The sequence below is a fragment of the Streptomyces sp. DH-12 genome (assembly GCF_002899455.1).
Lineage (GTDB): Bacteria > Actinomycetota > Actinomycetes > Streptomycetales > Streptomycetaceae > Streptomyces.
The window spans coordinates 4,155,071-4,178,657 of sequence record NZ_PPFB01000001.1; the positions used below are offsets into that span (position 1 = coordinate 4,155,071).

General features: G+C 73.8%; 25 protein-coding genes and 1 pseudogene. 13 read left to right on the forward strand and 13 right to left on the reverse strand.

Features of this window, described 5'->3' with window-relative positions; genetic code table 11:
• Positions 1-9 precede the first annotated feature (9 nt).
• The 5 genes from C1708_RS17575 to C1708_RS17595 form a co-directional block, all read right to left on the reverse strand.
• Positions 10-1,209: a CHAD domain-containing protein gene (locus C1708_RS17575; RefSeq protein ID WP_106416348.1), complete on the reverse strand. Its 1,200-nt coding sequence runs from the start codon at positions 1,207-1,209 to the stop codon at positions 10-12.
• Positions 1,190-3,556: an RNA degradosome polyphosphate kinase gene (locus C1708_RS17580; RefSeq protein ID WP_391663935.1), complete on the reverse strand. Its 2,367-nt coding sequence runs from the start codon at positions 3,554-3,556 to the stop codon at positions 1,190-1,192. The genes C1708_RS17575 and C1708_RS17580 overlap by 20 nt, the downstream gene beginning before the upstream one ends.
• A gap of 134 nt (positions 3,557-3,690) precedes the next feature.
• Positions 3,691-4,698, reverse strand: a complete 1,008-nt coding sequence (locus tag C1708_RS17585) for an ABC-2 membrane transporter-related protein (protein ID WP_106413568.1) — start codon at positions 4,696-4,698, stop codon at positions 3,691-3,693.
• Positions 4,695-5,582 (reverse strand): ABC transporter ATP-binding protein, encoded by an 888-nt coding sequence (locus C1708_RS17590; RefSeq protein WP_106413569.1) that lies wholly within the window; start codon positions 5,580-5,582, stop codon positions 4,695-4,697. The genes C1708_RS17585 and C1708_RS17590 overlap by 4 nt, the downstream gene beginning before the upstream one ends.
• Complete coding sequence (locus tag C1708_RS17595) at positions 5,579-6,004, reverse strand: GntR family transcriptional regulator (RefSeq protein WP_106413570.1); 426 nt, start codon at positions 6,002-6,004, stop codon at positions 5,579-5,581. The genes C1708_RS17590 and C1708_RS17595 overlap by 4 nt, the downstream gene beginning before the upstream one ends.
• A gap of 109 nt (positions 6,005-6,113) precedes the next feature.
• Between C1708_RS17595 and C1708_RS35100 the strand changes: the two are divergent.
• Positions 6,114-6,318 (forward strand): annotated as a pseudogene (locus tag C1708_RS35100) (RNA polymerase subunit sigma-24); the annotation flags it as partial.
• Between the two features lie 288 nt (positions 6,319-6,606).
• Here C1708_RS35100 and mshD read toward each other — a convergent pair.
• Positions 6,607-7,533: a mycothiol synthase gene (mshD, locus tag C1708_RS17610; protein ID WP_106413571.1), complete on the reverse strand. Its 927-nt coding sequence runs from the start codon at positions 7,531-7,533 to the stop codon at positions 6,607-6,609.
• A 168-nt stretch (positions 7,534-7,701) separates the two neighbouring features.
• On the opposite strand from mshD, the gene C1708_RS17615 reads away from it, so the two are divergent.
• Positions 7,702-9,519: a bifunctional metallophosphatase/5'-nucleotidase gene (locus C1708_RS17615; protein ID WP_106413572.1), complete on the forward strand. Its 1,818-nt coding sequence runs from the start codon at positions 7,702-7,704 to the stop codon at positions 9,517-9,519.
• Positions 9,520-9,566: 47 nt separating this feature from the next.
• Here C1708_RS17615 and C1708_RS17620 read toward each other — a convergent pair whose 3' ends face one another.
• From C1708_RS17620 to C1708_RS17645, 6 genes are all read right to left on the reverse strand, one after another.
• Positions 9,567-9,752 carry a DUF1737 domain-containing protein gene (locus C1708_RS17620; RefSeq protein WP_106413573.1) on the reverse strand — a complete coding sequence of 62 codons (186 nt, stop codon included), beginning with the start codon at positions 9,750-9,752 and terminating at the stop codon, positions 9,567-9,569.
• Positions 9,753-9,765: 13 nt separating this feature from the next.
• Positions 9,766-11,235: a HAMP domain-containing sensor histidine kinase gene (locus C1708_RS17625; RefSeq protein ID WP_106413574.1), complete on the reverse strand. Its 1,470-nt coding sequence runs from the start codon at positions 11,233-11,235 to the stop codon at positions 9,766-9,768.
• The gene (locus tag C1708_RS17630; RefSeq protein WP_106413575.1) at positions 11,232-11,966 is read right to left on the reverse strand and encodes a response regulator transcription factor; all 735 of its coding nucleotides are present in this window, start codon (positions 11,964-11,966) and stop codon (positions 11,232-11,234) included. Before C1708_RS17630 ends, C1708_RS17625 begins: the two co-directional genes overlap by 4 nt.
• A 99-nt stretch (positions 11,967-12,065) precedes the next feature.
• Positions 12,066-13,070, reverse strand: coding sequence for a S1C family serine protease (locus C1708_RS17635; RefSeq protein ID WP_106413576.1), 1,005 nt, complete (start codon positions 13,068-13,070; stop codon positions 12,066-12,068).
• A gap of 143 nt (positions 13,071-13,213) precedes the next feature.
• Positions 13,214-14,236, reverse strand: coding sequence for a LacI family DNA-binding transcriptional regulator (locus C1708_RS17640; RefSeq protein WP_106413577.1), 1,023 nt, complete (start codon positions 14,234-14,236; stop codon positions 13,214-13,216).
• 107 nt (positions 14,237-14,343) lie between these two features.
• Entirely contained in the window at positions 14,344-15,123 is a 780-nt protein-coding gene (locus C1708_RS17645; RefSeq protein WP_106413578.1) for a winged helix-turn-helix transcriptional regulator, read from the reverse strand.
• Between the two features lie 276 nt (positions 15,124-15,399).
• Between C1708_RS17645 and C1708_RS17650 the strand changes: the two genes are divergently transcribed.
• The 8 genes from C1708_RS17650 (at position 15,400) to C1708_RS17685 (ending at position 20,661) form a co-directional block, all read left to right on the forward strand.
• Entirely contained in the window at positions 15,400-16,290 is an 891-nt protein-coding gene (locus C1708_RS17650) for an alpha/beta hydrolase (protein WP_198602522.1), read from the forward strand.
• 40 nt (positions 16,291-16,330) lie between these two features.
• Positions 16,331-16,585 carry a MoaD/ThiS family protein gene (locus tag C1708_RS17655; RefSeq protein WP_106413580.1) on the forward strand — a complete coding sequence of 85 codons (255 nt, stop codon included), beginning with the start codon at positions 16,331-16,333 and terminating at the stop codon, positions 16,583-16,585.
• 3 nt (positions 16,586-16,588) lie between these two features.
• Complete coding sequence (locus C1708_RS17665) at positions 16,589-17,821, forward strand: hypothetical protein (protein WP_502696070.1); 1,233 nt, start codon at positions 16,589-16,591, stop codon at positions 17,819-17,821.
• Positions 17,822-18,023: 202 nt separating this feature from the next.
• On the forward strand, positions 18,024-18,764 hold the full coding sequence (locus tag C1708_RS17670; RefSeq protein ID WP_106413581.1) for an LmeA family phospholipid-binding protein: 741 nt from the start codon (positions 18,024-18,026) through the stop codon (positions 18,762-18,764).
• A 179-nt stretch (positions 18,765-18,943) separates the two neighbouring features.
• Positions 18,944-19,051 carry a putative leader peptide gene (locus tag C1708_RS35940; protein WP_351998383.1) on the forward strand — a complete coding sequence of 36 codons (108 nt, stop codon included), beginning with the start codon at positions 18,944-18,946 and terminating at the stop codon, positions 19,049-19,051.
• A gap of 116 nt (positions 19,052-19,167) precedes the next feature.
• Positions 19,168-20,013: a sulfurtransferase gene (locus tag C1708_RS17675; RefSeq protein ID WP_106413582.1), complete on the forward strand. Its 846-nt coding sequence runs from the start codon at positions 19,168-19,170 to the stop codon at positions 20,011-20,013.
• 28 nt (positions 20,014-20,041) lie between these two features.
• Entirely contained in the window at positions 20,042-20,329 is a 288-nt protein-coding gene (locus tag C1708_RS17680; protein WP_004986406.1) for a DUF1416 domain-containing protein, read from the forward strand.
• Positions 20,330-20,400: 71 nt separating this feature from the next.
• Positions 20,401-20,661, forward strand: a complete 261-nt coding sequence (locus C1708_RS17685; protein ID WP_106413583.1) for a DUF3099 domain-containing protein — start codon at positions 20,401-20,403, stop codon at positions 20,659-20,661.
• A 5-nt stretch (positions 20,662-20,666) separates the two neighbouring features.
• Here C1708_RS17685 and C1708_RS17690 read toward each other — a convergent pair whose 3' ends face one another.
• Positions 20,667-21,029 (reverse strand): DsrE family protein, encoded by a 363-nt coding sequence (locus C1708_RS17690; RefSeq protein ID WP_106413584.1) that lies wholly within the window; start codon positions 21,027-21,029, stop codon positions 20,667-20,669.
• Positions 21,030-21,156: 127 nt separating this feature from the next.
• Here C1708_RS17690 and C1708_RS17695 point away from each other — a divergent pair, with 127 nt between their 5' ends.
• Genes C1708_RS17695 through C1708_RS17705 form a run of 3 tightly spaced genes read left to right on the forward strand, consistent with a single transcriptional unit; the run spans position 21,157 to position 23,554 of the window.
• The gene (locus tag C1708_RS17695) at positions 21,157-21,927 is read left to right on the forward strand and encodes a hypothetical protein (protein WP_241911275.1); all 771 of its coding nucleotides are present in this window, start codon (positions 21,157-21,159) and stop codon (positions 21,925-21,927) included.
• Positions 21,924-22,718 (forward strand): hypothetical protein, encoded by a 795-nt coding sequence (locus C1708_RS17700; RefSeq protein ID WP_106413585.1) that lies wholly within the window; start codon positions 21,924-21,926, stop codon positions 22,716-22,718. Before C1708_RS17695 ends, C1708_RS17700 begins: the two co-directional genes overlap by 4 nt.
• Positions 22,715-23,554 carry a hypothetical protein gene (locus C1708_RS17705; protein ID WP_106413586.1) on the forward strand — a complete coding sequence of 280 codons (840 nt, stop codon included), beginning with the start codon at positions 22,715-22,717 and terminating at the stop codon, positions 23,552-23,554. Before C1708_RS17700 ends, C1708_RS17705 begins: the two co-directional genes overlap by 4 nt.
• Positions 23,555-23,587: the final 33 nt, after the last annotated feature.

The following is a 23,587-nucleotide window of genomic DNA, read 5'->3' on the forward strand; positions in this document are numbered from 1 at the left end:
CGGCTACGGCTACGGCGTGCCGGCGGCCGGCTTCTGCCAGGCGCGCTGGAACGCGTACCGCGCCGCCTCCACCTCATGCCGCTGGTCGGCGTGGAGCACGCCCAGCGCGTACGCCGTGGCCGGGGCGATCCGCGGCGTGCGGGCCGCCTGCGCGGCGGCGGCCGCGGCCTCGGCGGCGTCACGGTGCCGGTCCAGCGCCTCGCCGGCGGCGCGCAGCCGGGGGTCGTCGCCCGCGGCCGGGTCCAGGGCCTCGCGGGCGTAGCGGTGCAGGCGGAGCAGGAGCCGCACCTGGTGCCAGGGGGTGTCCTGCGGGTGCGGGGCGGAGTCCGGGGACAGGCCGTGCGCCAGCGCCTCGGCGTTGTACGGGCTGCCCGCGGTGAGCAGGGGCAGTGCGGCGACGGCGTCCGCGAGCCGCTCCCGCGCCGCGTCCGCCAGCGGGCGCAGGTCGGCGCCCTCGGCCGCCGGCGCCAGCGGTACCTCGCTGGCCAGCACGGCCACCTGATCGGCCACGGCGTGGAACCGGGCCGACTCGAGCGCCCGCAACGCGGTCGAGTGCGCCCGCGTCCGCGCGAGCGTGAGCTGCCGGTCCAGCAGGGCCCCGGCCTTGGCGGCGCCTAAGGTGAGGGGGCCCCGGTCGGCGGCGGGGCGGGAGGAGCGGGGGCCGGCAGGAGGGGGAGTCTCCTCCGTGCGCCGGTCGGCGGCGCGGCGGCCGTCCGGGGCCGGGACGGTGGCGATCACGGTGCCGGTGGTGGCGCGGCGGGCCGCGGCGGGGCGGGGCACGCCGGGCGGGGCGCCGTCGGCGGGCGCGGGCACGTCGGGGACGCGGGACGCGAGCCGGGCGCCGGGCGGGGGGTCCGGGGCCGCGGGGCCCGAGAGGCGGTGGAGGGCCTGGAGGAGGCGGTCGAGGCGGTTCGCGCACGCGTCCTCCAGGGACAGGGTCCCGGAGACCCAGGCCAGTTCGGGGCCCAGGGCCTGGGACCAGACGGGGTCCAGGACCGGCTGGAAGGTGTACAGCCCGGCGCTGATGCGGCGGGCCGCGCGCCTCAGGGCGCGGGCCGCCTCGGCGGAGTCCTCCGACGCCGCGCCCGCACCGGACTCCCGGTGGAGGCGCAGCGCGCGGAGGAACTCGGTCGCTCTCTCCCGCAGGTGGCGGGCCAGGACGTCCGCCGGTACCGGACCGGCCGTCGGGTCATGGGGCTGCTGTGCCACGCCGGCGCCTCCGGGCGTCAATGAGCATCTCCTGGATGTTCCGCAGCGGCTGGCCGTCCGCGTCCGTGGAGTGCCGGGTCCATTCGCCGTCCGGGCCGAGGTGCCAGGACGCCGTGGTGTCGGACATGCCGGTCTCCAGCAGCCGGTTGAGGACGGCCCGGTGGGCCGGGTCGGTGACCCGCACCAGTGCCTCGATCCGCCGGTCGAGGTTGCGGTGCATCATGTCGGCGCTGCCGAACCACACCTCGGGCTCGCCGCCGTTGCCGAAGGCGAACACGCGGGAGTGCTCGAGGAAGCGGCCGAGGACGGACCGTACCCGCACGTTCTCCGACAGTCCCGGCACGCCCGGCCGGATCGCGCAGATGCCGCGCACCCAGATGTCGACCGGAACGCCCGCCTGGGACGCCCGGTAGCAGGCGTCGATGACGGCCTCGTCGACCATCGAGTTGACCTTGATGCGGACGTACGCGGGCCGCCCGGCACGGTGGTGCTGGGCCTCCTTGTCGATCCGTGAGACCAGACCGTCCCGCAGGGACTTGGGGGCGACCAGCAGCCGCCGGTAGGTCTCGCGCCGCGAGTAGCCGGAGAGGCGGTTGAACAGGTCGGAGAGGTCCGCTCCGACCTGCGGGTCCGCGGTGAGCAGCCCCAGGTCCTCGTACAGCCGGGCCGTCTTCGGGTGGTAGTTGCCGGTGCCGACGTGGCTGTAACGCCGTAGCGTCTCGCCCTCCTGGCGGACCACCAGCGACAGCTTGCAGTGGGTCTTCAGGCCGACCAGGCCGTAGACGACGTGGCAGCCGGCCTCCTCCAGCTTGCGCGCCCACTTGATGTTGGCGTGCTCGTCGAAGCGGGCCTTGATCTCGACCAGGACGAGGACCTGCTTGCCGGACTCGGCGGCGTCGATGAGGGCGTCCACTATCGGGGAGTCGCCGGAGGTCCGGTACAGGGTCTGCTTGATGGCCAGCACGTCCGGGTCGGCCGCCGCCTGCTCCAGGAACGCCTGCACCGACGTGGAGAACGAGTCGTACGGGTGGTGCAGCAGCACGTCCCGGCTGCGCAGGGCGGCGAAGACGTCCGGCGCGGACGCCGACTCCACCTCGGCCAGGTCGCGGTGGGTGCCGGCGACGAACTTCGGGTACTTCAGCTCCGGCCGGTCCAGGCTGTGGATGCGGAACAGGCCGGTCAGGTCGAGCGGGCCGGGCAGCGGGTACACCTCGGCCTCGGAGATCTTCAGCTCGCGCACGAGGAGGTCGAGGACCTCGCGGTCGACGGACTCCTCCACCTCCAGGCGCACCGGCGGCCCGAAGCGGCGCCGCATCAGCTCCTTCTCCAGGGCCTGGAGGAGGTTCTCGGCGTCGTCCTCCTCGACCTCCAGGTCCTCGTTGCGGGTGAGCCGGAAGGCGTGGTGCTCCAGCACCTCCATGCCCGGGAACAGCTCCTCCAGGTGGGCGGCGATGACGTCCTCGACGGGGACGTAGCGGCCGGGGGAGGGCTCCAGGAAGCGGGACAGCAGCGGCGGCACCTTCACCCGGGCGAAGTGCTTGTGCCCGGTGACCGGGTTGCGCACCACCACGGCCAGGTTCAGCGACAGGCCGGAGATGTACGGGAAGGGGTGCGCCGGGTCCACCGCGAGCGGGGTGAGCACGGGGAAGATCTGGTGCCGGAACAGGGTGAAGAGGCGGGCCTGCTCCTTCTCCGTGAGCTCGTTCCAGCGGACCAGGTGGATGCCCTCCTCCGCGAGGGCGGGGGCGACGTCCTCGTGGTAGCAGGCGGCGTGCCGGGCCATCAGCTCGCGGGAGCGGGCCCAGATCATCTCCAGCACCTCGCGCGGCTGGAGGCCGGAGGCGGAACGGGTGGCCACGCCGGTGGCTATGCGGCGCTTGAGTCCCGCCACCCGGACCATGAAGAACTCGTCCAGGTTGCTGGCGAAGATCGCGAGGAAGTTCGCCCGCTCCAGCAGCGGGGTCTCGGGATCCTCGGCCAGTTCGAGCACACGCTCGTTGAACGCCAGCCAACTGCGCTCGCGGTCGAGGAAACGGCCTCGCGGCAGCGGGGCGGCGCCGTCCGCGTGCGCCTCCTCGTAACCGTCCAGGTCGGCGTCGATGTCGGGTTCCAGGTCGGAGACCACTCCGGCCACGGTGTGCGGCCGGTGCGCGGCGATGGAGCCCACGGAGGGCTGCGAGTGCTGGACCTGTGCCTGGGTGTCGGGCTGGCTCATGACCCCATTCTTCCGCGCGGACGGTGTCGCGGGCGCATCGGAAAGCGCGGGTGGGAGCGGTGGTGGCCCTGAGGCGCTCCCGTGCCTCCCGTTCACCCTGCCGGGTGAGGGCTCTGGCGCGGCGGGATGCATGGGCCGAGCGTCGCAAGGCCGTCTGAACCCGTGGTTACGGCGACATGACGTCCGGGACAGCGGGTGGTGGCCCGCCGGGACACGGCGGAGGGGGCGTACCCGTGCGGGCACGCCCCCTCCGGTGGCCGGACGCGTCAGCCGCGCGCCGTCCCGGTGGTGCGCCGCACCACCCGGAAGGCCGCGTACGCCAGCAGGGCGGCGACGGTGAGCAGGACGCCGGTGGCGACCAGCTGGAGCGGCCAGTAGTGGGAGGCGGGGTGGAAGTCGCGGTAGAAGGAGGTCGCGCCCAGGTCGGCCAGGGCGTCACCGCAGTCGGAGAGCCGGCTGTTGAGGCACGGGGCCGCGGCCCGGCCCCCGCCGTCGGTCAGCACGCCCTCACGGACGTGCAGGCCGCTCCCCGCCGGCCCCTCGTGCAGGGCGCTGAGCCGGGTCACGGACGGCCACAGGTACGGCAGGGCCGCATGGACGCCCGCCCACAGGGCGCCGAGGGCGGCGACGGCGGTGACCAGGGCGGACAGGGTGCGGCGCAGGACCAGCCCGGCCAGGACGCCCGCCGCGAGACCGGCCAGCGCCAGGCCCACGGGGACGGTGCCGCCCGCGTGGAAGGTGGCGGAGACGTGCCAGGACTTGGTGTTGTCGACGCGGCCGTCGGCCGCCGTCCACGCCCAGCGGTGCAGCGCCGCCGGCAGACCGGCCGCGGCGACGGCGAGCAGGGCGGGGAGGGCCAGCCGGGAGGCCAGCCAACGGGCCGGGGAGACGCCCTGGGTCCAGGCCAGGCGGATCGTGCCGGACTCCGTCTCACGGCCGACGAGCGCGCCGCCCGCCCAGGCGGCGACCAGGAACGGCACGGCGAGCACGGCGACCGTCGTCCAGGTGTAGACGGTCTTGAAGCGGACGATCGCGTCCTGGTCGTAGCGGCAGGCCGATCCCCACTCGCAGGCTTTGTACGCCTGCCAGGCCGCCGCCGAGGAGTCGGTGAGGGGCCCGCCGAGCCACAGCAGCGCCGCCGCGGTCAGCAGGACCAGCGCGCCGCCGCCGGTCAGGGCCGGGCGGTGCAGCCGGACCAGCCAGCGCCACTGGCGGGGGACGCGGGCGGTGTGGCCGGTGGCGGGGGCGGCCGGGGTGGTCAGGGCGGCGGTCATGCGGCGGCCTCCGTGGACTCGGGCGCGGGAACCAGGGCCGGGGCTGTGGGGTTGCGCAGGTAGGACAGGACGAGTTCCTCCAGGGACGGCGTGCCGGTGCGCCAGTCGCCGGGCAGCGGGCCGGCCGGGCGGATCAGCGCGCTCAGCTGGCGGCCGGTGGTGCGGGACTCGACGACCTCGTGCGGCGCGAGGTCCGCCGCGGCGGGGGCGGCCACCCGGCTGTGGGCGGCCAGCAGGTCGTCGATCGGGCCGGAGAGCCGGATCCGGCCGCCGCCGACCAGCAGCAGGTGGTCGCAGGAGTCCTCCAGCTCGGCGACCACGTGCGAGGACATCACGATGGTGGTGCCGTGGGCGGCCGCCTCCCCCATCAGGACGCCCGTCAGCTCGTGCCGGGCCAGCGGATCGAGGTCGGCCATCGGTTCGTCCAGGAGCAGCAGCTCGGGCCGCTTGCCGAGGGCGAGGGCGAGCGCGACACGGGTGCGCTGGCCGCCGGAGAGCGCGCGGATCCGCCGGTCCGGGTCCAGGTCGCCGCCGGCCACGACCCGCAGCGCGGTGCCGGCGTCCCAGTGGCCGGGGTTGAGGTCGGCGCCCATGCGCAGCGTCTCGGCGACCGTGAGCTGCGGGTACAGCGGCTTGTCCTGGTCGACGAAGCCCACCCGGGGGCGGGCTTCGGCCGGGGTGGCGCCGAGCACGCGGACCGTGCCCTCGGTGGGGGCGAGCAGTCCCGCGGCGAGCGCGAGCAGGGTGGACTTGCCCGCGCCGTTGGGGCCGACGACGGCGCACACACGTCCGGCGGGCAGCCGGAAGGAACAGTCGCGCAGCGCCCAGGCGCGCCGGCCGAAGCGTTTGCCGAGCGCGTCCGCCTCGAGGGCCGGGACGGTCATGAGGGGTCTCCCTGTGGGGTGTGCGCAGGCGCGGGGCGCGCGTCCTGCTCCGGATAGTGCGTCTCGAGTACGGCGGTGAACAGCGCGGCGACGTCCTCCCGCTCCAGGCCGGACTCCCGGGCCCGGGCGGCCCAGTCCTCCAGCTCGGCGCGCAGCGGGGAGTCGACGGGGGCGGCGCCGAGGGAGCGGCGCACGAAGGTGCCGAGGCCGCGCCGGGCCTCGACCAGTCCCTCGCGCTCCAGCTCCCGGTACGCCTTCAGCACGGTGTTCGGGTTGACGGCGGTGGCCTCCACGACCTCGCGGGCCGTGGGCAGCCTGTCGCCCGGGGCCAGCAGTCCCAGGCGGAGCGCCTGCTTGGTCTGCTGCACGATCTGGACGTAGGTGGCCACGCCGCTGCGCCGGTCGATGCGGTAGTTGACCACTCGGCAACCACCCTTTCACTAATTGAGTAGTGAAAGGGTGGTGCAAGGGGGCGCGAAAGTCAACCGCCGGTCCGTGAACCGGGCGGCGGGGCCCGTGCGACGAGGGGACGTGAGCGGGAGGAGGAGCGACGGCGCGCCGCTGCGCACCGTCACGGCCGACGGCGGCCGGCGTGCCTTCGAGGAGCGGTACCGGCGGTACGCGCCGGCCGGCCGACGCCCTGCGCGGGGCCGGGACACGAGGGCGGCTGCGGCAGGCGCCGGCGCGGCTGCGCCACCGCGGCGAGGCGCCGGCGGAGGAGCGCGTGCCTCGCGGCCGGCCGGGGACGTCACGGTGGGAGCGGCGGCCGTCCCCGCCCCGGCCGGGGCGGCCCCCGCGGTGCGCCGCCGGGACACCGCCCGGCCGGGTCAGGCGGCCGCCGGGTCCCTGCTCGTGGCGGCGGTGCTCGCGCCGCTGCTGAGCCCCGCGGACCGGGCGCTGTTCACCGCGCCGGGCGACCCGCGCCGGGCGCACGCCCACGACCGCGGGGCGCCGCGGTGCGCCACGCAGCTCGCGGTCGCGGTGCGCCGCGCCGGACCGGTCCGGCGGCGCGCGCCCCGTCCGCTCAGGTCTCCGTCCGGTACATCAGGTCCGTCTCGTGGGTGACGAAGCCCAGCCGCTCGTAGACGGACACCGCCGCCTTGTTGTCGGCGTCGACGTACAGCATCGCGGTGGGCAGACCCCGGCCGGCGAGGTGGCGCAGCCCGATCGTCGTCAGGGACTTGCCGAGTCCGCCGCCCTGGGCGCCGGGGGCGACGCCGAGGACGTACACCTCGCCGAGGCCCTCGTCGGCGTGCACCTTGGTCCAGTGGAAGCCGATCAGCCGTCCGTCGCGCTCGGCGAGGAAGAAGCCCTCGGGGTCGAACCACGGCTCGGCCTTGCGGTCGTCGAGGTCCCGCTGGGTGAGGGAGCCCTGCTCGGGGTGGTGGGCGAACGCGGCGGCGTTCAGCGCGAGCCAGGCCGCGTCGTCCCGGCCGGGCTCGAAGGTGCGCACGGTCACGCCCTCCGGCAGCACCGGGTCGGGCAGGTCGAGGCCCGCCAACGGCCGCCGCATCTGCCGCAGTTCGCGGAACAGCGTCAGACCGAGCACCTGCGCCAGGTGCCGGGCGGCGGAGCGCCCGCCGTGCGCCCACACCCGCAGCCGCTTGCCCGACGCGGCGAGCAGCGCCGTGCCGAGCGCCCGCCCGTGCCCCTGCCCGCGGTACGAGGGGCGCACCACCAGCTCCGCGGCCGGCGGCTCCACCGGGTCGGTGTCCTGCAACTGGGCGTACCCGGCGAGCTCTTCGCCGACGGTCAGCAGCAGGTGCGAGACGCCCTCCCGCTCGCCGCCGCGCAGTTGCAGCCGGCCCTGCTCGGACACGGCCTGCCGGCCGTCGTCGCGCGCCGCCTCGTCGAGCAGGGCGAGGACCGCGTCGACCTGCGCCTGGTCGAGCGCGGTGCACGTCTGGAGCGAACGGGGGCGGCCGGGCCGGGAGAACGCGTCGCTGGTCATGCGTACGAGGGTAAAGGGACGGCGCGGCGAGGGGGCGGCAGCGTGCCGCACGGGCGACGGCGGCGGTCGCGGCGAAAGATAAACCAGGCTGTGACCCGGAAGCCCTGTCGCGCTACGCGCGTTGACCCTAGGCTGCGCCGGTACCCACTCGCACCGACAGGGGGGCGTATGCCAGCCACATCCCCGGCGCACCCGCGCCGCAGACGCCGTACGAACCGTCTCCTCGTGACCGCCGCCGGCGTCCTCACCGTCGGCGCCCTGGCCGCCGCGGCCCTGCCCGGGGCGGCCAGCGCGGGCGAGCAGCACGGCAAGGGCGAGGGCCACCGGCCGAGCCGCTACCAGGACGTGCAGCTGCTGTCCTTCAACGACCTGCACGGCAACCTGGAGCCGCCCGCCGGTTCCTCCGGCCGGGTCACCGAACTCCAGCCGGACGGCACGACGAGGACGATCGACGCGGGCGGCGCGGAGTACCTGGCGACGCATCTGCGCCAGGCCCGCAAGGGCAACCCGTACTCCATCACTGCGGCCGGCGGCGACATGGTCGGCGCGTCCCCGCTGATCTCGGGCCTGTTCCACGACGAGCCCACCATCGAGGCGCTGAACAAGCTCGAACTGGACGTCACCTCGGTCGGCAACCACGAGTTCGACGAGGGCGCGAAGGAGCTGGCCCGCCTGCAGAACGGCGGCTGCCACCCGACGGACGGCTGCTACACGGACAAGAGGTTCAAGGGCGCCGACTTCCCGTACCTGGCGGCCAACGTCCTCGACGAGAGGACGAGGAAGCCGCTCCTCAAGCCGTACTGGGTGTGGAAGAAGAAGGACGTCAAGGTCGGCTTCATCGGCGTGACCCTGGAGGGCACCCCGGACATCGTGTCCGCCGAGGGCGTCAAGGGCCTCGCCTTCAAGGACGAGGTCGAGACGATCGACAAGTACGCCGAGGAGCTGCGCCGCAAGGGTGTGAAGTCCATCGTGGCGCTGATCCACGAGGGCGGCTTCCCGGCCTCGCAGAGCTACAACTACGACTGCGACGCCCCCGGCGCCGGCGACGGCATCTCCGGCCCGATCGCGGACATCGCGAAGAACGTCTCGCCCGAGGTGGACGCGCTGGTCACCGGCCACACCCACAACGCGTACGTCTGCACCGTCCCCGACCCGGCGGGCAAGCCCCGCATGGTCACCTCCGCCGCGTCCTTCGGCCGGCTCTACACCGACACCACGCTGACGTACGACCGCCGGACCGGCGACATCGCCCGTACGGCCGTGAAGTCCGCGAACCACGTGGTGACCCGGGACGTCCCCAAGGCGCCCGACATGACCCGTCTGATCGACAAGTGGAGCACCCTCGCCGCCCCGATCGGCAACCGCCCGATCGGCTACATCTCCGGCGACATCGTCAAGGACGGCACCGAGTCCCCGCTGGGCGACCTGATCGCCGACGCGCAGCTGGAGTACGCCCGCACGCTGGACCCGGAGACCGACCTCGCCCTGATGAACCCGGGCGGCATCCGCGCCCCGCTCACCTACGCGGCGAGCGGCGGTGAGGGCGACGGCGTGGTGACCTTCGCGGAGGCCTTCACGGTCCAGCCGTTCGCCAACACGGTCAACTTGCGGACCTTCACCGGCGAGCAGCTGATCCAGGCCCTCAAGGAGCAGGTCAGCGGCCCGAACGAGGCCGCGCCGAAGATCCTCCAGGTGTCCGACGGTCTCACCTACACGCTGGACCTGACGAGGACCGGCGCCGACCGGGTCGTCACGGACTCGATCCGGCTGAACGGCGAGCCGGTCGACGCGTCGGCCGACTACCGCGTCGCGACGAACAGCTTCCTCGCGGGCGGCGGCGACGGCTTCCCCACCCTGGGCGAAGGCACCGACGACCTGGTCGGCGAGGACGACCTGACGGCCCTGGAGCAGTACCTCACGGCCAACTCCTCGGCCGGCTCCCCGCTGGCCCCGCCGGCGGCGGACCGCATCACGATCGTGCAGTGACCCGTTCCACGGAAGGGGCCGGTGCCGTGCACCGGCCCCTTCCGTTCTCAGCCCTCCACGTCCCACACGACCGCCTGCGCGACGATCACCCGCTCCCCGTCGAAGGTCACGGCGGGCCCCTCGTGCAGCCGGTACCCCAGCTCGAGCGCCTCGCTGACCCGCCGGCAGAACGCGGCGTCGTCGGGGCCGGTCAGGACGCGGTAGACGGGCAGCCCGTCCGGTGGGTTCGCCATGCGCCCCAGGGTGTCACGGGCCGCCGGGCACCTCGGGCGGCGGGGTCGGGGCGCCCGGGAGGCGGATGGTGGCGGTGGTGCCGCCGCCCTCCGCCGGGGTGAGGGCGACCGTGCCGCCCGCCTGCTGCACCGTGCGCGCCACGATGGACAGGCCGAGGCCCGAGCCGGGCAGGGCGCGGGCGCCGGGGGAGCGCCAGAAGCGGTCGAAGACGTGCGGGAGTTCGTCGGCCGCGATGCCCGGACCCTGGTCCCGGACGGTGAGGACCCCGTCGGCGAGCCGCACCTCGATCGTGCCGCCCGGCGGGCTGAACTTCACCGCGTTGTCCAGCACGTTGACCACCGCCCGTTCCAGCGCCGCCGGTTCGGCCCGCACGTACCAGGGGCTCAGGCCGGCCGTGATGGTCAGCTCCGGGCCGCGCAGCCGGGCCCGGCGCAGGGCCGCCTCCACCACGTCCTGCCAGGCGACGATCTCCGCACGGCCCGCCTGGTGGCCCGGGTCCGGGCGGGACAGCTCCTGGAGGTCGCCGATGAGCGCGGCCAGCTCCGTCATCTGCGCCTTCACCGAGTCCAGCAGCGCCTTGCGGTCGGCGGGCGGCAGGGGCCGCCCGGTGTCCTCGCTGCGGGTCAGCAGTTCGATGTTGGTGCGCAGCGAGGTGAGCGGGGTGCGCAGTTCGTGCCCGGCGTCCGCGATGAGCTGCTGCTGCAGGTCGCGGGAGCTGGCGAGGGCGGACGTCATGGAGTTGAAGGAGCGCGACAGGCGGGCGATCTCGTCCTCCGACTCGTCCTCCACGGGGATGCGGACGCCCAGGTCCTCGGTGCGGGCGACGTGTTCGACGGCCTCGGTGAGCTTGTCGACCGGGCGCAGTCCGGCGCGGGCCACGGCGAGACCCGCGGCGGCCGAGCCGAGCACCCCGACACCGGAGACCAGCAGCAGGATCAGCGCCAGGTCGTTGAGCGTGGAATGGGTGCCCTTCAGCGGGACCGCCACGATGACGGCCGCGTGCGTGCTGGTCAGCGTGGACGGGTCGTTGATGACGAGCGGCAGGGTCAGCACCCGGACGTCGTCACCGTCCTGGTCGGCGCCGTCGCGGAAGATGCCGCTGGACCCGCTGCCCGCGTTCTCGATCACCCTGCGGTCCGACGCGGTGACCTTCACGCTCCCCACGGAGCTGGGGAACAGGCAGACCGTGCCGTCCTCCTTGACCACCTGCGAGTACGTGTACTGGAAACCGCCCGCGCCGCTGTCGCGGGGCGTGTCCGTGCAGTCGGTGAGGGCGCTGCGGATCTCGTCCACCCGCTGCGGGCCCTGCAGCACGGTCGCCTTCTTCAGATCCTCGTCGACCTGCTCGTACAGCTTGCCCTGCACGATGAACCAGCAGGTCACCGACACCGCCGCCACCGCGAACGCCACCGCCGCGGCGACCAGCAGCGACAGCCGCGCCCGGATCGGCAGGGCGCGGAAACGGCGTACCGGTCCGGTCACTCCGCGCCGCCCTGCCGCAGCACGTACCCCACCCCCCGCACCGTGTGCACCAGGCGCGGCTCGCCGCCCGCCTCGGTCTTGCGGCGCAGGTACATGACGTACACGTCCAGCGAGTTGGACGACGGCTCGAAGTCGAAGCCCCAGACCGCCTTGAGGATCTGCTCACGGGTGAGCACCTGGCGCGGGTGCGCCATGAACATCTCCAGCAGGGTGAACTCCGTGCGGGTCAGCTCCACCGGGCGTCCGGCGCGGGTCACCTCCCGCGTGGCCAGGTTCATGGTCAGGTCGGCGAAGGTGAGGACGTCGTCGGTCCCGGCGGAGGCGGCCACCGCCGCCGCGTACGAGCTGCGCCGCAGCAGGGCGCGGATCCGGGCGAACAGCTCGTCCAGCTCGAACGGCTTCACCAGGTAGTCGTCCGCCCCCGCGTCCAGACCGGTCACCCGGTCGCCGACGGTGTCCCGGGCCGTCAGCATCAGGATCGGCGTGGTGTCGCCGGTGGCGCGGATGCGGCGGGCGGCGGTCAGACCGTCCATCCGGGGCATCTGGATGTCGAGGACGAGGAGGTCGGGGCGGTGGGCCGCCGTCTTCTCCAGGGCGTCCACGCCGTCGACGGCCTCCTCGGTGTCGTATCCCTCGAAGGCCAGGCTGCGCCGGAGTGCTTCGCGCACCGCCGGCTCGTCGTCGACGATCAGGATGCGCTGCGGGGCACGGTCGCCGTCTGCGGGGCTCATCGGGTGGCGGGTCCTTCGTCTGCGCGCCGCGCGGCGGGCGCGGCGGGGGAGGGGAGGGGCTGTCGGATCCTCAGCGTCGCACGTTTCCCGTCCGGTGCGTCAGTTCGTCGCACCGGCCCTCAGGTCCGGCAGGTCCGCCTTGAGCGTGTTCACCGGGATGGTGAAGCCCAGCCCCACGCTGCCCGCGGCGGAGGACTCGGCGCCGCTCGGCGCGTACATCGCGGAGTTGATGCCGATGACGGCGCCGTTCATGTCGATCAGCGCGCCGCCGGAGTTGCCCGGGTTCAGCGAGGCGTCGGTCTGGATGGCCTGGTACGTGGTCGTGGAGTCGCCGGTGTCGCCGTTGAACTGCCGGCCGCCGTACTCGAACGGCCACCCGCCGCCGCGCTGCCCCTGGCTCTCGTCCGTGGACACCGTGACGTCACGGTCGAGGGCGGAGACGATGCCGCTGGTCACCGTGCCGGTCAGGCCCTCGGGGGAGCCGATCGCGACGACCTGGTCGCCGACCCGCACGCCGTCGGAGTCGCCGAGCGTGGCGGCCTTCAGGCCGGAGGCGTCCTCCAGCTCGATCAGCGCCAGGTCCTTGCTGCTGTCGGTGCCGACGATCCGTGCGTCGTAGGTCCTGCCGTCGTCGGTGCGCACCTGGATCCGGGAGGCGCCGGCCACCACGTGGTGGTTGGTGACGACCTCGCCGTCCTCGGTGACGATCACACCGGACCCGGTGGCCGAACCGGACGACGAGGCGGCCGTGATCTCCACGATGCTCGGGCCGACCGCCTCGGCGACCCCGGCCACCGTCCCCTCGAGGGACGCCGGCACCACGTCGGTCCCGGCGGCGGAGGACGCGCTGACGCCGGTGGTGGAGCCGCCGGCCAGCTCCTGCACTCCGTAGGCGGTGGTACCGCCGATCGCGGCGGCGACGATCGCCACGGCGACCAGCAGCTTGGCCGGGCCCCGGTTCCGCCGGTGCGCCGGGGCCGCGGCGGCGGGGCCGTCCGCGGGCCGCGGGACCGGGGGCGCGTAGGCCGACGGGGGCGGCCACTCGGGGTTCACCTGGGACGGGCCGTACTCGGGGGCGCCGCTCGGGCGGAAGTTCTCGCTCATGCTCCTGAGCGTCCCGCCCGTCGATGAGAGCTGCCTGAGTCCTCGCTGAGAAGTCCGGCAGAAGTGCGTATGCCCGATATGAGAACCTGTGCGGCCGCGGATCCGGTGCGACGGGTCCCGGCCGGCCCCCGGGCCCCGGGGGACTAGGAACAGCCGCAGGACTGGCGGACCACCAGGCGGGACGGGAAGACCTTGAGGCGTTCCCGGCGCGAGCCCGCCACCCGCAGGCCGTCGTCGAGCACCAGGTCGACCGCCGCGCGGGCCATCGCCGGACGGTCGGAGGCGACCGTGGTCAGCGGCGGGTCGGCGAGCGCCGCCTCCTTGATGTCGTCGAACCCGGCGACCGCCAGCTCGCCCGGCACGTCGATGCGCAGCTCCCGGGCGGCGCGCAGCACACCGATGGCCTGGTCGTCCGTGGAGCAGAAGATCGCGGGCGGCCGCCGCGGCCCCGACAGGATGTCCAGGGCGACCCGGTAGGCGTCGTAGCGGTTGTACGGGGCCTCGAAGAGCCGGCCCTCGGTGGTGGTGCCGGCTTCCTCCATCGCGCGCCGCCAGCCCTCGACGTGGTCGGAGACCGGGTCGCCGACGGCGGGGGTCTCCGCGGTGCCGCCGACGCAGGCGACGTACTCGTAGCCGTGCTCCAGCAGGTGGCGCACGGCGAGCTGGGCGCCGCCGATGTCGTCGGTGACGACGGCGACGTCGTCGAACGCCTCCGGCCGCTCGTGCAGCAGCACCACCCGGGCGTCCCACGCCTCGATCTCCGCGGCGGCCAGGTCGTTCAGCGCGTGGCTGACCAGGATCAGCCCCGAGACCCGCATGCCGAGGAAGGCACGCAGATAGTGGACCTCGCGCTCGCCGATGTAGTCGGAGTTGCCGACCAGCACCATCTTCCCGCGCTCGGACGCGGCCTGTTCGACCGCGTGCGCCATCTCCCCGAAGAACGGCTGGCGGGCGTCCGGCACGATCAGGCCTATGAGGTCCGTGCGCCGGGACGCCATCGCCTGGGCGACGCGGTCGGGCCGGTACCCCAGTTCCTTGATCGCTGCGAGCACCCGCTCGCGCGTGGCCGGGGCGACCGGCCGGGGTCCGTTGTTGATGACATAGCTGACGACGGCGGTGGACGTCCCCGCCAGTCGCGCCACGTCATCCCTGGTTACCTTGGCCACGCGCGGAGTCTACGCGGATATATTCCCTCCGGGCAGGGCGTGCCGGAGGGTGTGAACCGGGGGAGAACGGCTCGTGTGCGCGCACCCGACGCTCAGGCGTGCGGCCGTCAGGCCTTCGCCCGGAGGGCGTCGGCGTCCCGCGTGGCCGTCTCGTCCGCTTCCGCCGCTTTTTGCCGGGCGCCCTTCGCCCTGGCCTCCTCGGACGCGCGTTCCCCCCGCTCCGGCGTAACGAATCGGTAACCGACGTTCCGCACGGTGCCGATCAGCGACTCGTGCTCCGGGCCGAGCTTGGCGCGCAGGCGCCGCACGTGCACATCGACCGTACGGGTGCCGCCGAAGTAGTCGTAGCCCCAGACCTCCTGGAGCAGCTGGGCGCGGGTGAAGACCCGGCCGGGGTGCTGCGCGAGGTACTTGAGCAGCTCGAACTCCTTGAAGGTCAGGTCCAGGACCCGGCCCTTGAGCTTCGCGGAGTAGGTCGCCTCGTCCACGGAGAGGTCGCCGTTGCGGATCTCCATCGGCGAGTCGTCGTCGACGATCTGCCGGCGGCCCGTCGCCAGGCGCAGCCGCGCCTCGACCTCCGCGGGGCCGGCGGTGTCCAGCAGCACGTCGTCGATGCCCCAGTCCGCGGTGACCGCGGCCAGGCCCCCCTCGGTCACCACCAGCACCAGCGGGCAGCCGGGGCCCGTGGAGCGCAGCAGCTGGCACAGGCTGCGGACCTGGGGAAGATCGCGGCGGCCGTCGACGAGGATCACGTCGGCGCCGGGGGTGTCCACCAGCGCGGGGCCCTCCGCGGGCGCCACCCGGACGTTGTGCAGGAGCAGACCGAGGGCGGGGAGCACCTCCGTCGACGGCTGGAGCGCGTTGGTCAGGAGCAGCAGGGAACTCATCGGGTCGTCTCACCTGCTCGGATCGTGGTTTCCCGGAACGCGGCCGTCCTGCGTTCGTGCACGGTTCGCTCGCCCATAACGTCTGGTTCCTCCTGGGTCCCTGCGATGGGGCACCTCCCGTGCCATGGAGGCAGCGGGGGAGTTCACGGCCTTGCCGCGTGCGTTCGACGGCCCGTACACCGGGCGGTTTCCCGCCTTCGTATACAACGCTTCCGAAAGCACAAAAGGACCCGGGGGCTTCACTGCCCGAGTCCTCTTCGCAGCAGAATAGCTGACATGGGCACCGATGCGGCAGGTCATGTGGCGCGATCCACCACGGGTCCACATTCCGGGACGCGGAGCGTCACGCAGGGCGGTGCGTCGATGCGGACGTTCTTGCGCACGGCGGACGGCGTGGCGATCGATTCCGTATACGAACGGAGAGAGGGCGGTTCACCGAACGGTTCCGGAAAAGGTTCCGTGAACGGTGACGGGAAGGGGGTCCGGGATGATTCCCCGGGGCTCGCTCTCGTGGTCGCGCACGGGTTCACCGGGGACGCGGACCGGCCCCACGTGCGGCGCGTCGCACGGGTCCTCGCGCGGTACGGCGCCGTCGTCACGTTCTCCTTTAGGGGGCACGGGCGGTCCGGCGGACACTCCACCGTGGGCGACCGTGAGGTGCTCGACCTCGCCGCGGCGGTCGGGTGGGCGCGGGAGCTGGGGCACACGCGGGTGGTGACCGTGGGGTTCTCCATGGGCGGCTCGGTGGTGCTGCGGCACGCCGCGCTGGAGGCCGGCGGGGTGGACGCCGTCGTCTCGGTGAGCGCGCCGGCGCGCTGGTTCTACCGGGGGACCGCGCCCATGCGGCGGCTGCACTGGCTGGTGACGCGGCCCTCCGGGCGGCTGGTCGGGCGGTACGGGCTGCGCACCCGCATCCACCACCGGCAGTGGGACCCCGTGCCGCTGTCCCCCGTCGAGGCCGTCCCCCGGATCGCGCCGACGCCGCTGCTGGTCGTGCACGGGGACCGGGACGCCTACTTCCCGCTCGACCATCCCCGGATGCTGGCGGACGCCGCCGGGGAGCACGGGGAACTGTGGGTCGAGCACGGCATGGGGCACGCGGAGAACGCGGCGCCCGAGCCGCTGCTGGGGCGCATCGGGGACTGGGCGGCCGCCCGGGCGGGCTAGCCTGACCGTGTTCACCGTCAACCGATCGAGGAACCAGCAGATGGCAAAGGTCACGGTGCGGTACTGGGCCGCCGCCAAGGCCGCGGCGGGGGTGGCCGAGGAGCCGTACGAGGCGGGCACGCTCGCCGACGCGCTCGCCGCCGTGCGCGAACGGCATCCCGGCGAGCTCACTCGCGTGCTGCTGAGGTGCTCGTTCCTCGTCGACGGTGATCCCGTGGGAAAGCGCGCGCATGAGACGGTACGGCTGGCCGACGGCGGCACGGTCGAGGTGCTTCCGCCGTTCGCAGGAGGGTGAGGGATGACGAACCAGCCGTACGGGTCGTACGGGGGCCACGAGGCTCCGGGGGGCCATGGGGGCCATGAGGCTCCGGAGGGCCACGGGACCTACGGGACTCACGGGACCTACGGGACTCACGGGACCTACGAGACTCACGGGACCTACGGGACCTACGGGACTCACGGGACTCACGGGACCTACGGGGCGCCGGATCCGTACGCGCCTTATCAGCAGCCGCAGTCCCAGCCGCAGGCGTGGCCGGGGCAGCAGTACGACGATCCGTACGCGGACCAGCAGCACACGCAGCAGTGGCAGGGGCAGACGTGGGAGACGCAGATGCAGCCGCCGGTGGCGGCGGCTGAGGAGACGTCCTATCTGCCTCCGCAGGGGATCGCCCCCGCGGTTGCTCACGCGACCGCTCCCGCGGCTGCTCCCGCGCAGGCGCCGGAGCCCGCTCCGGTGGGGGAGGGCGAGCCCGAATACGGTCCGGCCACCCTCGCCGGGAACTCCCGCGTGACCGACGCGCAGCGGGCTCGGGCCGAGGGGCGGTCGCCGATCATCGAGCCCGGGATGCAGCCCGCGGTGCTGACGGCGGTGCTCGGTCTGCTGCTGGCCGGCGGGGCCGCGCTGGGGACGTACGCGCTGCTCGTGCCGCTGGTGGTGCTGCAGGGCGTGACCGCGGCGGGGTGGTTCCGGCTCAACGGGATGTGGCCGGCGCGGCAGGGCATCGCCCTCGGGTTCCTGGGGGCGCTGGTCGCGGACGCGGCGATGCTGGTCGCGGACCGGTCGCCCGCGGCGATCCTGGGGGCGCTGGGGGTGTGGGTGCTGCTGTCGCTGGCGCTGCAGCTGCGGTCGCACGCGGACCCCGACGAGCGGATGTACGGCCTGATGGCGACGGTGGTCGCGGCGGCGCTGGCGATCGCGGCGGGCGGATACCTCGCGGCGGACGCGGACGCGGTGGTCGTGGGGGCGGTCGCGGTGGCGGCGGCGATGGTCGCGCGGGCGCTGCCGGTGGCGACGGCGGCGTCGGTGGTGGTCGCGCTGGCGGCGGCGGCCGGTGCGGGGTACGCGGCCGGCGGGATGTCGACGGACGGGGCCCTGATGGGGGCCGGGGCGGCGGTCTGCGCGCTGATCGGCCACCGGGTGGCCGGCTACGACTACCCGTCCCGCTTCGTCCACTTCACAGCGGGCGTCGCCCTGCCTCTGGCAGCGGCGGGTCCGGCCGTCCACGTCCTGGGCCGCCTGTTCGCCTGAGGCCGCCCGGTGCCGGGGGCGGGGACGCGCCGGCCGCTGCGGGCGCCCGGCCCTCCGTGGGCTCTCGTGCCTCGCGGCGGACGGGTCCGAGGCGTCCCTGTCACAGGTGATCCACAATCCCCCGCTCCCCCACGGTCCCCGCATTACGCTCGCGTGAGGGCGACCGCCGGTCGCCGGGCACACGTCAGGTGGGGAACTCCGCATGCGCGCACTGCGAACACTGCTCGTCATCGCCGTGATACTCGGCGGCATCTTCGTCGCCGTCGACCGCGTCGCCGTCCACGTCGCCGAGGGCGAGGTCGCCGACCGCCTCCGGGCCACCGAGGGCCTGGCCTCCACCCCCGACGTGGACATCACGGGCTTCCCCTTCCTCACCCAGGTGCTCGGCGGCTCGTTCGACGAGGTGCGGGTCGGCATCTCGGACTACGAGGCCGGCACCGGGGAGGGGAGCGGGACGATCCGGATCGCCGATCTGCGGGCCGATCTGCGGGGCGTCGAGTTCTCCGGTGACTTCGGCTCCGCCGTCGCGGACAGCGCCACCGGTACGGCGACCCTGGCCTACGACGAGCTGCTGAAGGCCGCGAAGGCCGAGCCCCGGCAGGTGGCGCCCGGCATCACCGCCGAGGTGGTGGCGCTGTCCGACGGGGGGAACGGGAAGATCGAGGTCACGCTGGAGGCCACCGTGTTCGGCAAGAAGCTGCCCGGGCCGGTGCCCGTGCTCAGCTCGGTGACCGTCGTCGACGGGAACACGGTGCGCGTGCGGGCCGACGCGCTGCCGGTGCTGGGCGGGGTGGAGGCCGCCGAGTCGCGGGTGCGGCGGATCACCGACTTCGAGCAGAGCATCGACGGGCTGCCGGGCGGGATCCGGCTGGAGAAGGTGCAGGCGGCCGCGGACGGCGTGGACGTCACGGTGACGGGGACGGACGTGCGGCTGGCCGGGTGACGGGTGTCCGGTGGGCGAGACGGAGGCGTCCGCTGGACAGATGGGACGGCGTGGACGATGGGCGCGGTCCCGGTGCGGCGGGCGGTTTTTCCGGTCGTGGTATCGACTTGTGGACGATCTCGTCTCAGCATGCGACACGTCGGTGACAGGGGCGCCGGTCCGTCCCTACGATCGTCCCCATGCAGTGTCAGACGAGCGTCCTCCGTTCGAGGGGACAGGCGGATCTCACGAAGCGGCGGGCAGTGGACCTGTGCCGTGTCGCCGCCATGCTCTGTCGCACTTTCTGAGCGGACGCGTCTTCCGTCCGCATTCCCGTCGAGGGGACCCGTGCGCCGCCCCCGTCCGGGCGCGTACGCACCCTCGTGCCCGCACGCCCCCCGCACCTGCCCCGGAGGAGAACAGCATGGCCCGCAGCGACGTCCTGGTCGACGCCGATTGGCTCCAGGAGCACCTGGACGACCCGACCATCGTGATCGTCGAGGTGGACGAGGACACGTCCGCCTACGACAAGAACCACATCAAGAACGCCATCCGGATCGACTGGACCCAGGACCTGCAGGACCCGGTCCGCCGTGACTTCGTCGACCAGGCCGGCTTCGAGAAGCTCCTGTCCGACAAGGGCATCGCCAACGACCACACGGTCGTCCTCTACGGCGGCAACAACAACTGGTTCGCCTCGTACGCGTACTGGTACTTCAAGCTGTACGGCCACGAGAACGTCAAGCTCCTCGACGGCGGCCGCAAGAAGTGGGAGCTCGACGCCCGCGAGCTGGTCCCCGGCGACGAGGTGCCGGAGCGGCCGAAGACCGAGTACAAGGCCACGCCGCAGGACACGTCCATCCGTGCCTTCCGCGACGACGTCGTGGCCGCCATCGGCGCGCAGAACCTGGTCGACGTGCGCTCGCCCGACGAGTTCTCCGGCAAGCTGCTCGCCCCGGCCCACCTGCCGCAGGAGCAGTCGCAGCGCCCGGGCCACGTGCCGAGCGCCAAGAACATCCCGTGGTCCAAGAACGCCAACGACGACGGCACCTTCAAGTCGGACGAGGAGCTCAAGGAGCTCTACGCCGCCGAGGACGTCGACCTGGCCAAGGACACCATCGCCTACTGCCGCATCGGTGAGCGCTCCGCGCTGACCTGGTTCGTGCTGCACGAGCTGCTCGGCGTGGAGAACGTCAAGAACTACGACGGCTCCTGGACCGAGTACGGCTCCCTCGTCGGCGTGCCGATCGAGCTCGGCTCCGGCAAGTAACCCTCCCGACCCCTTCAGGAGTTAAGACATGTGCGGTGCGAAGGCCGGCGGCCCGGACGCCTCGACGATCAAGCCCGGTGAGACCACCATCCAGGGTCAGGTGACCCGCGACGGCGAGCCGGTGACGGGGTACGTCCGCCTGCTCGACTCGACCGGCGAGTTCACCGCGGAGGTCCCGACCTCCGCGACCGGACAGTTCCGCTTCTACGCGGCGGAGGGCACCTGGACCGTCCGCGCCCTGGTGCCCGGCGGCACCGCCGACCGCACGGTCGTCGCCCAGCAGGGCGGCCTGGCCGAGGTCGCGATCGCGGTCTGAGCGAGGCTCGTACGAAGGGCCGCGTCCTCGAGGACGCGGCCCTTCGGCATGCCCGGATCTACGCTGGAGACATGTACGCGCGCAGGCGCCACGCCTACTTCGTGCTGATGGGCGGCTGCATCGGGCTGTTCGTCCTGGCCTGGGGCGTCGTACGGCTCTGGTCGGTGCCGGCCGCCGTGGCGATGTGCCTGGTCGCCATGGTGATCCCGCCGGTCGCCGCGGTGGTCGCCAACCGGCGGGGCCCCGAGGACCGCTGGTGGGACGCCCCCTCGGGCGACCCGCAGTCCGACGAGTGGTGGGACGAGCTGGACGGGAAGAAGGGGCCCCGGTAGGCCCGTCAGTACACGAGCGCCTGGACGCCGTCCGTCATGGCCTCCTGCACGAAGACCTGCGCGCCCGCGATCCGCACGCCCTCGAGGACGTCCTTCTCCGTGATGTCCCGGCGGGCCGCGCACTGGGTGCACAGCGTGACCCGGCCGGCCGCGAGGACGGAGTCCAGCAGATCGGGCAGCGGAGCGGCGTGCGGGAGGTCGAACTCGGCGGCCCGCCCCGGCAGCGCGAACCACGCCGACTCCCCGGTGAGCCACAGGGACACCTCGACGCCGCTGGCCGCCGCCACCGCGGCCACCGTGAACGCCTGAGAACAGCGCTCGGGTGCGTCGGCCCCGGCGGTCACCTTGATCACGAGCTTCTTCGCCATGACCGAATCGTAATCATGATCGTCACAACTCCGGTCGCCGGCTGTGAGTCTCCTGTGCGCGCGGGTCCACCACGCGCGTTCACTTCTGTGGGGGGACGTTTTGGAACGATCCGAGGAAGAAGCCGGAGTGCCCGGGGCTCCGCCCGTTCCGGCCGGGGAGGCCGGGGCTCCGGCGCCGCCGGACGGGGGGAGCTGGGGACGCCGGAGGGGGCGGACCGCCGCCCTGATCGGGGCCGCCCTGGTGCTGGGCCTGGTCGCCGGGACCTGCACCGGCTATCTCGTCCAGGCCGGGCGCGCGCCCACCCCGCTGCCGCCGCTGTCGCAGCCGGTGCTCGCACAGGCCCGGGGCGAGGCGCCGGCGCCCTTGCCCGCCGCGCAGGACCGGCGGGTGAGGACCGACGGCGACCTGCGTGAGCTGCTGCTGAGGAAGCCGCGCGGGGCGACGCACACGGAGTGGCTGAAGGACGGCGTCCGCTGGCTGGACCTGACCGCCGTCGCCGAGACCTGGACGGAGCCCGGCGAGGCGTTCGGCGATCTCGTCCGGGACGAGTTCCGGCGGTCGGTCATGACGGTCTGGGAGGACGACGGACACACCGTGGAGATCCGTCTCACCCAGTTCCGTCAGGAGGAGTACACGGCGGCCTTGCACGCCAGTGAGGAAGCCCGGGGCTGGGCCGAGGAGCTGGCGGGCGACAGCTGGCTGATCCCCGGCACCGGTGACGGCCGCGCCTACGTGATGACCGAGCCCGAGACCGAATCCGGTTTCGAGGACCAGTACACCGCCGAGGCGCACGCCTGGCGCGGGGACATCGCGATGGACGTGTGGGTGACCGGGCCCGAACCCGTCGGCAAGAACAAGATCATGGACGTGGCCGAGCGGCAGATGGAGCGGCTGTGAGCGAGACCCCCGACGAGCCCGGCCGGGCCGAGCTGCCGGACACCGCATCCGTGTCACGGCGCCGCCGTGTCGTCGCCCTGGCCGTGGGCGTCCTGCTGACCGGCGCGGTCGCCGCCGGCACGGGCGTCACCGCCGTGACCGTGGCGAACGCCGACCGCGACCCCGGCGCGCCCTCGTGGCAGTTCCCCAGGACCGTCCCCGCGGACGGGGAGCCGCCCGCGCCGCAGGGCCTCGCCGCGCTGCTCCTCCCGTACGGGGAGGACGGCCGGATGCGCGGGCCCGACCTCGGTGAGTTCGGTGCGGACGCGCAGCTCAGCGGCGCCCGCGCGACCGCCGTGCAGAAGGAGGCGCTGCAGGGCCTGCCGCGTTCCCAGCGCGAGCGGCTGGAGAAGGAGATCGACCGGCGCCGCATCACCGGCATGGCGATGCGCAGCTTCGTCAGCGGGTCGGGCAGCCTCTCCCAGGATGACGTCTACACGGCGAGCATCGTGCTCTCCCAGATGGACAACCGGTCCGCCGTGCGCGGTCTCGCACGGTCCCAGGCCGAGTTCCTGGAGGCGCTGGACGTCCTGCGCAAGGGGCCGAGGATCGAGGGCCACAAGGACGCGGCGTGCTTCCTGCCGCCCAAGGACAAGGAGCGGGACATCGAGGTGATGTTCTGCACCGCCCACGTCGGTGACGTCCTGGTCACCGTCACCGCGAGCGCCGCGGCGCCGATCGACGCCAGGAGCGTCGCCGCCCTGGTCCGTGAACAGCTCGACCGCATCGAGGAACCGGGGAAGGCCGTATGACCGAGCAGCAGACCCACGTCGCGGCCCCGTCGGAGCTCCCCGCCGAACCGGCCGCACCGCCCGCGGTGCGCGAGGACCGACGGGCGCTGCGCGCCGCCCTGCGCTGGACCGCCGCCGTCGTCGTGTTCGCCGTGGCCGGCGCGGGCACGGCGTACGGGATCACCCGGATGGAACGCACGGACGTGCCCGGCCTGGCGACGGAGTCCGACGGGCGCTGGGACTACCCGAGGCTGACGAAGCCGCCGCTGCCCTCCGGCAGCCCCGGCCCGCAGGCCGAGTCCAACCCGGCCGGCGCCCACCACGCCGACCTGCGCGCGCTGCTGCTGCCCGCGCCGAAGGGAGCGAAGGAGGACAGGGCGCTGCGCGGCGCGCAGGGCTGGCTGCCGGCGGAGGTCTTCCTGAAGGAGATCGCGGAGAAGGCGGACCGGGACGAGTTCCGGCAGCGTCTCGTCGACTTCGGGCTGCGGCACATCGCCGCGCGCGGCTGGACCGCAGAGGACGGCACCCGCACCCGGATCTACCTGCTCCAGTTCGACACCGCGGCCGTGGCGGACGACAGGTTCCACGGGGTGCTCTTCCCCTACACCGGTCCCGCCCACCGGACGACCGGGACGGAGAACGTCGTCAGCGACGAGACCTTCCCCGAGGCGGCCACGGTCGCCGGGGTGCAGCGCACCGTGTACGACGAGGCCGAGCCGCGCGGCGCCGAGCACGACCGGCAGGCGTACCTCGTCTCCGGGGACGTGCTCGCCGTCGTGCTGCAGTCCCGGAAGGGGACCGCGCACGCGGTGCCCTTCCGGCAGACGGTCGTGCTGCAGAGCCAGCTGCTGGGCTGAGCCGCGCGGGGGGCGGCACCTCCCACGACGGGT